Annotated in this window: 7 protein-coding genes; 3 read left to right on the top strand and 4 right to left on the bottom strand. The window is 49.5% G+C overall.

Annotated features, from left to right (window positions below; all coding sequences use genetic code 11):
• The coding region (locus ACO6V1_RS05275) for a DUF3418 domain-containing protein (RefSeq protein ID WP_422466092.1) at positions 1 to 924 on the top strand (924 nt) is incomplete at its 5' end.
• A 228-nt stretch (positions 925 to 1,152) separates the two neighbouring features.
• On the opposite strand, the gene hldE is transcribed toward ACO6V1_RS05275, so the two are convergent.
• From hldE to msbA, 3 genes are all read right to left on the bottom strand, one after another.
• Positions 1,153 to 2,595 carry a bifunctional D-glycero-beta-D-manno-heptose-7-phosphate kinase/D-glycero-beta-D-manno-heptose 1-phosphate adenylyltransferase HldE gene (hldE, locus tag ACO6V1_RS05270; protein ID WP_422466090.1) on the bottom strand — a complete coding sequence of 481 codons (1,443 nt, stop codon included), beginning with the start codon at positions 2,593 to 2,595 and terminating at the stop codon, positions 1,153 to 1,155.
• A 279-nt stretch (positions 2,596 to 2,874) separates the two neighbouring features.
• Complete coding sequence (locus ACO6V1_RS05265; RefSeq protein ID WP_422466089.1) at positions 2,875 to 4,338, bottom strand: hypothetical protein; 1,464 nt, start codon at positions 4,336 to 4,338, stop codon at positions 2,875 to 2,877.
• 216 nt (positions 4,339 to 4,554) lie between these two features.
• Positions 4,555 to 6,369 carry a lipid A export permease/ATP-binding protein MsbA gene (gene msbA / locus ACO6V1_RS05260; protein WP_422466087.1) on the bottom strand — a complete coding sequence of 605 codons (1,815 nt, stop codon included), beginning with the start codon at positions 6,367 to 6,369 and terminating at the stop codon, positions 4,555 to 4,557.
• Positions 6,370 to 6,698: 329 nt separating this feature from the next.
• On the opposite strand from msbA, the gene ACO6V1_RS05255 reads away from it, so the two are divergent.
• Together ACO6V1_RS05255 and ACO6V1_RS05250 are read left to right on the top strand one after the other, a co-directional pair.
• A complete protein-coding gene (locus tag ACO6V1_RS05255) occupies positions 6,699 to 6,974 on the top strand; it encodes an AbrB/MazE/SpoVT family DNA-binding domain-containing protein (RefSeq protein ID WP_422446459.1) in 276 nt (91 codons plus the stop codon).
• 2 nt (positions 6,975 to 6,976) lie between these two features.
• Positions 6,977 to 7,363 carry a PIN domain-containing protein gene (locus tag ACO6V1_RS05250; protein ID WP_269673177.1) on the top strand — a complete coding sequence of 129 codons (387 nt, stop codon included), beginning with the start codon at positions 6,977 to 6,979 and terminating at the stop codon, positions 7,361 to 7,363.
• 19 nt (positions 7,364 to 7,382) lie between these two features.
• On the opposite strand, the gene ACO6V1_RS05245 is transcribed toward ACO6V1_RS05250, so the two are convergent.
• Positions 7,383 to 9,197, bottom strand: coding sequence for an anthrax toxin-like adenylyl cyclase domain-containing protein (locus ACO6V1_RS05245; RefSeq protein WP_422466085.1), 1,815 nt, complete (start codon positions 9,195 to 9,197; stop codon positions 7,383 to 7,385).
• Between the last annotated feature and the right edge of the window lie 116 nt (positions 9,198 to 9,313).

The raw sequence follows: 9,313 nt of genomic DNA, 5'->3' as shown, positions 1-9,313 counted from the left end.
CAATTCCATAGAGCGGCAAAGGACAAGCGAGAGCGCGAGCACGTTTATAAAATATCCGGGTTAAGTAGTTGGTTAACTACTTACGATGCCCTGATTCCTGCGGATATCTGTAACGGTGCGGGCTGTGGGAAGTGGTGCAAGGGGGCTGAACGACAGAAGCCTGATTTGCACCACCTTACGTTTGAAAGTCCGGCGATGGCCGACTTTGAAAACCGCAAAGGGTTGACGCGATTGCTCAGGATCAGGCTGTCCACCCAGCTTAAGTTTGCCTTGAGTAAAGTGGCCAGATTGAAAGAAACCAGGTTGCTGGCCACTAATCTGATGAAGCAGAACCAGCTTGAAGATGATTTGCAGAGTTTGATTATCAGCGGCGTCTATCTGAATAAGGACAGTGAGCTGCCCAAAAAACGTGAATCATTCATGGCATTGCTGGAGCAGCCCAAAGGCGACATTGTGCCTTTTGCCGAGAAGATTGATCCCATTCTTAATGAGATCTTTCGTATTGCCCAGGGGATTAGCCGACAACTGAAAGGTAAGATCAGTTTTGACCGGGCCCTGGCCCTGGCAGATATCAAGCAGCATGTGCAAAGACTGTTACAGCCGGGGTTTATGACGTCAGCGGGTATGGAGTGGCTTAGCCATTATCCTCGTTATTTCAAGGCGATTGAGGTCAGGTTGGAGAAATTGCCAGCCAAGGTAAACCGTGATCGCGCCTGGACGGAAGAGCTGACCGCTCTGCAGCAGAAATATGATAAACGCCGAGAGGCTCATTATCAGCATAAGGTGATCGATCCAAATCTTCAGCAATTCTATTGGATGATTGAAGAGTACCGGGTTTCCCTGTTTGCCCAGCAGCTGGGCACTCGTTTTCCGGTATCGGACAAACGACTGCGGAAATTGTGGGAAGAGGTGGAAGCGATTTAATTCATCAGTGTTTTCTCACCAATGTTATCAAGGAGTCACGGTAAATGTGTCAAGCATGGGCCTGATCAATATATCGGCCCTTGATAGGTCTGGTTAATGAGTACGTGTTATTTGATCTGTCATAACCTGTAGATGTTGTTAAGTCCGACAGGCTACTACTCTGCCGGTTGATGCCCGGCAGATAATTCAGATCAGGGGCTGGCCACAGCGGTTATGGCCAGGCAATCATCAGGCAGGTTGTGCTTCTTTTTCATCGCGGATTTTATCGACAATGGCAGTGGTTGAGCAGTTCTCCAGGAAGGCCAGCACTTTCACTTCACCACCGTATTCATGAACAATCGGAGCACCGACCACTTCATCCAGTGAGTAGTCGCCACCTTTTACCAGTACATCCGGCTTGATTGCCTGAATCAGATTTTCCGGGGTATCTTCATCAAAACTGACAACCCAGTCCACCGCTTCCAGGCCAGCAAGTACTGCCATTCGGCGGTCCACCGGGTTAATCGGGCGTCCTTCACCTTTCAGGCGGGTGACAGAATTATCGCCATTAATGGCAAGAATCAGCCTGTCCCCCTGCTTGCGTGCCTGCTCCAGGTAGCCAACATGGCCAGCATGGAGGATATCAAAACAACCGTTGGTAAAAACGATCTTTTCGCCGTGAGCCCGGGCATCTTCAACCGCAACCATCAATTGCTCGGCAGATACCGCACCTCTTTCAGCACCCAGCTCCCGGTTCACTTCACGTCTCAGTTCGGGCATGGAGACGCTGGCGGTGCCTAGCTTGGCCACAACAATGCCGGCGGCAATATTGGCCAGACCGGCAGCCTGGGGCATGTCACAGCCAGCGGCCAGGGAGGCGGCCAGTACCGAGATAACCGTGTCGCCTGCACCTGTTACATCGAAAACTTCTCTTGCCCTTGCCGGGAAGTGAACTTCAGGCTCATTTTCCCGGATCAGGGTCATGCCGTGTTCACTGCGGGTAATAAGCAGTGCTCCCAGCTCAAGGTCTTTTAACAGTTGTTGACCTTTGCTGACCAGCTCTTCTTCGCTGCGGCAGGGGCCAGCAATTGTCTCAAACTCTTTCAGATTGGGCGTTATCACCGTGGCACCACGGTAACGCTCAAAGCTGCTGCCTTTGGGGTCCACGAGAACGGGAATATTATGGGATCGGGCCAGGCGAATCAGTTGCTGACAGCCCTGCAGAGTTCCCTTGCCGTAATCAGAAAGGACAATGGCGCTCAGGTTATGGATAAGCTGGGCGGCCTTTTCTTCAATCACATCGGGACTCAGACCATCAAAGCTTTCTTCATGATCCAGGCGAATCAATTGTTGATGCTGGGAAATGACCCGTAATTTGGTAATGGTTGGCGCACCGGGGATTCGGGCAAAGCAGCAGTAAATGCCAGCGGCCTCCAGTCGGGTCTGAAGGACGTCGGCGGATTCATCGTCACCAGTTGCCGCGATAACCCATGCCGGTGCGCCCAGTGTGGCAATGTTAAGGGCAACGTTGCCCGCTCCGCCCGGACGGTCTTCTATTTGTCCGACTTTGACTACAGGCACCGGAGCTTCCGGTGATATCCGGGAGGTGGCACCATGCCAGTATCGATCCAGCATGATATCGCCAATTACCAGGACTTTGGCCAGATCAAAACGGGGAATCGTCAATTTCATCAATGAGGTCCAGTCAGCTTAATGGCAGTTGCTTACCATACCACAGCCGTGCGATATGCACCTTAAAGTCAGTTGACGGGTATTTTGGCAAAGGCTGTGCAGCGTATGCTGGTACACCTTATGCCTCTTGTTTCGCGTTTCCGGGAGCAGTACAGCTGTTTTACGGTAAATTGGCAACTTTACCATAGATGTTTTCTGCTGCGTAAGTGAGAAAGAATATTAATCCTGTGTCGTCAGATGGTGGTCGTGCTCCTCGACACCAATATCATCGTCTTCAGCTTAGATACCCTGGCATTTAGACAGGTATTTTTGAAGTTTATTATTTTGGGAGTCTTTAAGTTCAGTAGCGTATTGAGGGTTTTGTTCAAGTAGTATTTTAAGGCTGGCTGTATCATTACGCTGGATCAGCAAAGCGATTTCTTTGGCAAGGGATTGTGTGCTTTCCAAGGGGTTTTCAAGTTTATAAGAGCTTTCTGGGGCTACTGTTGGTGATGGTTGAGCTAATTCAGATGGTGGGGGTTCTTTGGGTTTTGAAGATCTTGCCTCTTTCGCGCGCAACAGCAACATCTTTTCCAGAAGATTTAAGACACTGTTTTGAAATTTGGTCAGGTTTTCTGATTGGACTTCACTTGTTCTTGGGAAATAAGTTACCCCTGCCGGGTCCAGCTGAGCCCTTTTGAGCAACCCATGGTAGGGGTGGCTTTCAGCTATGGACTTTGAGAATGAGGTGATTAATTTGAAGGGTGGGATGTGACCGGATTGTGTTTTGCCACGGGGAACAATAAGCGTTTTATCCCGGATTTTCCATAATCCCAGCGTTTTGAACAGTATGGCAAGGTCACAAATATTATCGTCACTGGTATCAGGGCAGGTTGAGTCAGCGCCTTTGGGTGAATTGGATATTGAGTCAGTAACTGTACTTTCGGTTTGAGCCTGAGCACGCTTCGGGGGCGCAGAATGATCATAAAAAGTAGAAATTGTAGAAAGCAATGCCCCAATGAAATTTGTAGCGGTGGAAGCTGTTTTAAAAGGGTCGTCAGGTATAAAAAACGTAACACCCTGGTGGGAGATGGTCTCAGTAACTATACCTTTTCCTGAATCAGGATCGAGAATGCGCGATATTTGAAATACATCATGTTCCCGGAACATTTTTTTGGCATCCGTCTTATCAGGTGAAAATTCTGCCTTTAAAACATACTTTGGTATGTTGGAGACTCTGCGGGATGCCATATTCAACGTACCTGACAAAAAAGCCTCGGCAATGTGTGCCGGGTTTTCCTTGTCAAACCTGCCCAGTTGAATTGATCGGAGTATCAACGCTTTCCTGCATTTGGTAATGAAATCGATGAGTTCCTGAAATATTAAATTTTGCGGGTATTTAGTCGAGATCTTTTGCCATTCCTGAATACACTCTTGCAATTCAACGGGCAGAGAGCTTTCCGTAATGTCATTATTTTGAGTGCCTTTTAGCGGTATAGAAGAACCAGAGCCTGAAGATGCAAGTATTGTCGTGTACGCACGACTGGGAAGCACAGCTCTTGCTTCAATGTTAGTGGTCTTGGTAGATGTTATGTCATTTGAGCCTGACTGACTGGATGTATGAGTCTGACATTTTGCAACAGTTCGTTGAGAAGAAAAAACGCATTTGGAGCTATTAGCAGCGGATGCTAAAGGCTGAGTCAACTGATTGGTGGAAAGTGCTGCCGAAACGTCGGCCGGGTTAGTGCTTCGATGTGTTTCCATTGGAAATGCCCGTTTAAGCTCAAGATACGACCAGTACATGGTTTCAATGTAATTGATGAATTCCTTCTATCAATAACTCCCAGGCTCCGTTCATCCTGAGCTGAGCCGAACGGTGCCCGGGGTGAACGGAGATTTTACGCATCAAACTTATTGAAATTATGTACTACGTAAGATTGAAAAAGAGAGCAAAAGCTCCATTTTCCTACTGTGTAATATTTAAACTTGTTCTACGGTAACAGGCGGTTCATCCTGAAACTGCATCTTGTGCAGTTTGGCGTAATGTTCACCTTTCGCCAGCAGTTCAGTATGGGTTCCTCGTTCAATAATTCGGCCATGCTCCATTACCAGGATGCAATCGGCATTCTCAATGGTTGACAGGCGATGAGCAATCACCAGGGTGGTACGGCCTTTCATGATGCTGTCCAGGGCTGCCTGAATGTGGCGCTCGGATTCTGTGTCCAGGGCTGAGGTTGCTTCATCCAGAATCAGGATGGGCGCATCTTTAAGCACCGCACGGGCAATGGCCAGACGCTGACGCTGGCCGCCGGACAGGAGAACGCCGTCTTCGCCAACAATTGTGTGCATACCGTCCGACATGTCTTTGATGAACTCTGTGGCATGGGCCGCTTCTGCAGCCAGGCGGATATCTTCCTGATCGGCGGTATCCGCCAAGGCACCGTAGGCAATATTTCTGGCAACGGTATCATTGAACAGGGTGATGTTCTGGCTGACCAGGGCAATATGGCTGCGCAGGTTTTTCAATTCAAAGTCATTCAGGGGAACACCGTCAATCAGGATATCGCCTTCGGTATGGTTATAGAACCTGGGAACAATATTGGCGAGGGTGCTTTTGCCGGAACCGGATCGCCCCACCAGGGCGTAGGTTTGTCCGGGTTGAATGGTGAAGCTGATGTCTTGCAGTGCGGGTGATTCCGCGCCTGGATAAGCAAAACCAATCTGCCTGAATTCAACGCAACCGGTTACCCGGTCGCAGGTGTACTGGCCATGATTGGCTTCTGGTGTTTCATCCACCATGGCGAAAATACTTTCTGCCGCCGCGATGCCCTTCTGGATACTGGCGTTCACTTCGCTGAGCTGGCGGATCGGCTTGGGCAGCAGGGCGGCCGCTGTTACATAACCCACCAGGATTGCTGTAGTTGAGTCACCTTTGACAAACAGAACCATAAACAGCAAAAGGGCAAGGGCTATGGAGACAATAAATTGCAGAACCGGCGTATGGACGGAGCCCGCTTTGGCCAGCTTAAGGTTCTGGCGGGTATTGGCGGCACTGGAAGACCGGAAGCGATCACATTCATAACCTTCACCACCAAACCCCCTGACCTCCCGATAGCCATTAATGGTTTCCGAGGTGACATGGGTCAGGTCTCCCATGGAATTTTGCATATTTCTGCTGATCCTGCGGAAACGTTTGCTGGCATAGGCAACCACCATGGCGATGATTGGCAGTGCGGCAATAAAGATCAGGGTCATCTTCCAGCTGGTGTAAAACAGGAAACTGAGCAGGAAGACAACGGTCAGGCCTTCCCGGACGGCAACACGAATGGCATCGGTAGCCGCGGCAGTCACCAGGCTGACGTTATAGGTAATACGGGCAATCAGGTGGCCGGAGTTGTTGTTATCAAAGAATGCATTGGGCAGGTTGATCATGCGTTCGAACATCTCGGTTCTCAGGTCATGGATAACAAAGTTCGCGACCTTGGAGATGTAGTAATTACCCAGATAAGAGCCGATGCCCCGAACGATGGCGATAATGACCATCAGTGACGGGATCAGCCAGAGTGATGAAATGGCTGAGTTGGGCAGCCATGCCTGGTTTTGCAGCAGGGTGACCTCTTCGCCTTCCAGCGCCTGGACAAAGTATTCAAGCAGCTTGGCGAAACCGGGCTGGGTCAGGGCAAAGATAGCCAGGCCAAGGAGACTCAGGGCAAAATAGCCGATGTAGGGTTTTACGTAAGTCAGCAGTCGAAGGTAAATCTGCAGACTGCCAGGATTAGGGTTCTGTTCTGACATGGTATTGGATCATTTCCGGCTCTGGACAGACGTTGCCATGAGCGTAAGTGCCGCTTCCGATTAAAAGAAAAGTTTGGCTGGGAAGCACGTTCTGGCGGCATTTTCATTAAAATAAAAATGAACCGGCGAGCATAACAGCGATATCAGCCATTTAAAAAGCCTTTTTACCAGGCGTTTGCGGAAGCGCTTCAGGAAAAATAGCAGGTTTGCTTATTCGGTTGCGGAAAAAGGACGGGCTTAAAACCGGAATGTACGACTTAACCCGTCCGTTTTGACAAGCTGCTGATCAGGTATTACCTTTTGTAATACTCGAACCAGAGACCTCAGCCATGTCAACCAGCTCAATCACCAGCAAAGGGCAGGTCACCATTCCCAGTGCTATTCGGGAAAAATATCAGTTGCAACCCGGTGATAAAGTGCTCTTTCAAGAAAAAGACGGAGTCATCATCCTGACCCCCATGTCTGACGATATTGAAGCCCTTGGTGGTTGCCTGGCCCAGCACACCAATGGTCGCAGGGCATCGCTGGACGATATGGAAAAAGCCATTAAGGCGGGTGCTTCTGAAACCTGGATCAATCAACATGACCAGCACAAAGGCAAGTAGTAATGGACGGTATTGACACGAATATCCTTATTCGCTATCTGGTTCGAGATGACGAGCCTCAGTATCAACAGGTTCTCAACTTCCTCACCGGTTGCCAGAAGTTTTACATCAGCCCTCTGGTGTTGATAGAAACTGTGTGGGTGCTCAGTCATTTTTACAGGGTAGACCCCGAACAGCAATGTCAGAAACTCAGAGCTGTTTTGCACCTGCAAAAGTGCGTAACTGATCATTGTCCGGAAACCCTGAAAGCTCTTGATGATTATCAACAGGGTTATGATTTTGCGGATGCCATGATCGGGCATCATAACAAACAACAATGTGTAACAACCCTGACCTTTGACCGCAAGGCTTCAAGGTTGCCTGAGTTCAGCCTGCTCTGGCCGCAGTGATCGCCGGGAGGTGCAGGTCCTAAGGACCAAAGCCGGAATCATCATCTTCAGAATCACTGTCGCTGAAATCGGAAAGATCCGCTGTTGATGAGTCCCCCTCTGATCCCTGGTCAACGGAGTCGAGACTGCTATTGAAGCTGATAGCGGAATCACGGCGCTCATGAGCGTCACCTTTCAGATAGTCCTCCTGTTCAGAGATCAGCGCTGCCCGGTAATCTTCATCGAGATCATCTGCCCGGGCCATTTGCTCAAGACCCCTGACAAACTCTTCAGGGTCGATTAACGAAGCTTTCATACTGGCTGCCACACGGGCCTTGGCATTGAGAAAATTGTGATTTTTCGGACGGGTTTTCCAGAGTGGATTTTGCTGGACTGCATAACCTCGATTCATCAGCTCACCCAGCACAGAGTGAAACTGCTCCTCATTGAAAATCATGCAAATCCCTTCTGCCATATTTAATGAGGCTGGCAGAAAAGCGGTAATGGGATAATTGGCCTGCTCATCAGTGGCCAGACTGTGAACATCAACATTATGGTGAATAACCCGGTGTTTTCTGCCCAATGCCCGTTCGTAATAGCTAACCATATTCCGGGTTCGGTTTGACACATTGCCCATATCCGAGTCCTCCCTGAAGAGGGTTTGCCCGGATTCATCTTTTACCGAATAAAAATCGTTCTGCAGTTTTTTTTCCAACTGATCATAGCCAGCCAGTTTCTCCTGCAACACCTCTTTGGATATTTCCCCGGCAGCAAAGGATTTCTTCAGTCTCGCTCGATACTTGTCAACCTGCCGGGTGACAACCTGGTCTGAGACTAAAGGTATGGGTAATCGGTCTAAACGCTCCAGATCCAGTTTCTCCAGGGGAAAAACCTCCATCAGTGGATCAATATCTGCGGTCATGGGCTGTGCCGTGTCGCCTGGCTCTGTTGCCGGCTGCGCAATCACCATAACAGGTGCTGGGGATATATGATCAGCGTCGTACACAGCCCATTGGCCATCGGGTTCTCTTATCAATAGCTGGGTATGTTCAGGCCCGTCACTGCGATTGCAGGCCCGTGTCTTGAAATAGAGACACGGATCACCGTGTTCATTGACCTGCTCATTTCGCTGATACAGATAGCCATTGCGTTCAAGCTCCTCAAGGCGGTTCTGGCTGATTCTTAATGGCACAGCCTCGGCGTACGGATTGCCGTGGCGATCTACCCCTTTCAGGCACTTTTCTGCCTGCTTGCTGTATTTTTCTATTTTACTGTCCCTGTCCAGGGCCAGTTTGCTGTACTGCTGAAGCACCGGAATGGTACCTGCCTGAGCCCCCCAATTACTGCTTTTTGCTTTGATTCTGAAATGTTTGGTGGGCCACCCTTCATCAATCAAGGTGCGACAGACTGGCTCCACAGGTCGGGTAAACAGTGCTGCGCCGCGGTTATCAGCGGCCTCTTTCAGCTGGCTCAGAAGATCATAGGGGATGCCCTGGAGGGAGTGTGCTGCAACCCGTTGCAGGCCGGTGATTACTTTGTCCCGGGAAGTATGTTCCTGCACAGGGTCAGCCAGAGTGATCAATGAGTTACTGAGGCTTTTTTGTGAATCTTTATCCAGTCGGCTCGCAGTTCTGTCACTGTTAACACCCTTGCCAATATGGGTATCACTGCGCTCAGTGATCGGGGAAACCTGCCGGGTATTGGCAAACACCCCTCGAGTGTTATCGTTGGCCGGCCTGGGTTTATTTTCTTGAGCTGGATATTGAGTTGGTGTATTTGTGGTAATTTTTTTGGCCATAGTATGCAGGCTTCCCCAGCTCATCCCGTTGCGAGCGAAACTATCAATGTTTTGCATCGGCAGTCTTTGCTCCCTTTAAAGAACAGGGTCTCCACAAATTCTCATGACCAGCATAGATGGTGTTGAGGGTTTGTAATCTGAATTTTTGCGTCACCCTGCACAATGAAAATGCT

Origin of the sequence: Endozoicomonas sp. ALC013 (assembly GCF_049310205.1) — a bacterium.
GTDB lineage: Bacteria > Pseudomonadota > Gammaproteobacteria > Pseudomonadales > Endozoicomonadaceae > Endozoicomonas.
The sequence above is the reverse complement of the archived record's forward strand: the minus strand, read 5'-3'. Positions and strand labels throughout refer to the sequence as shown.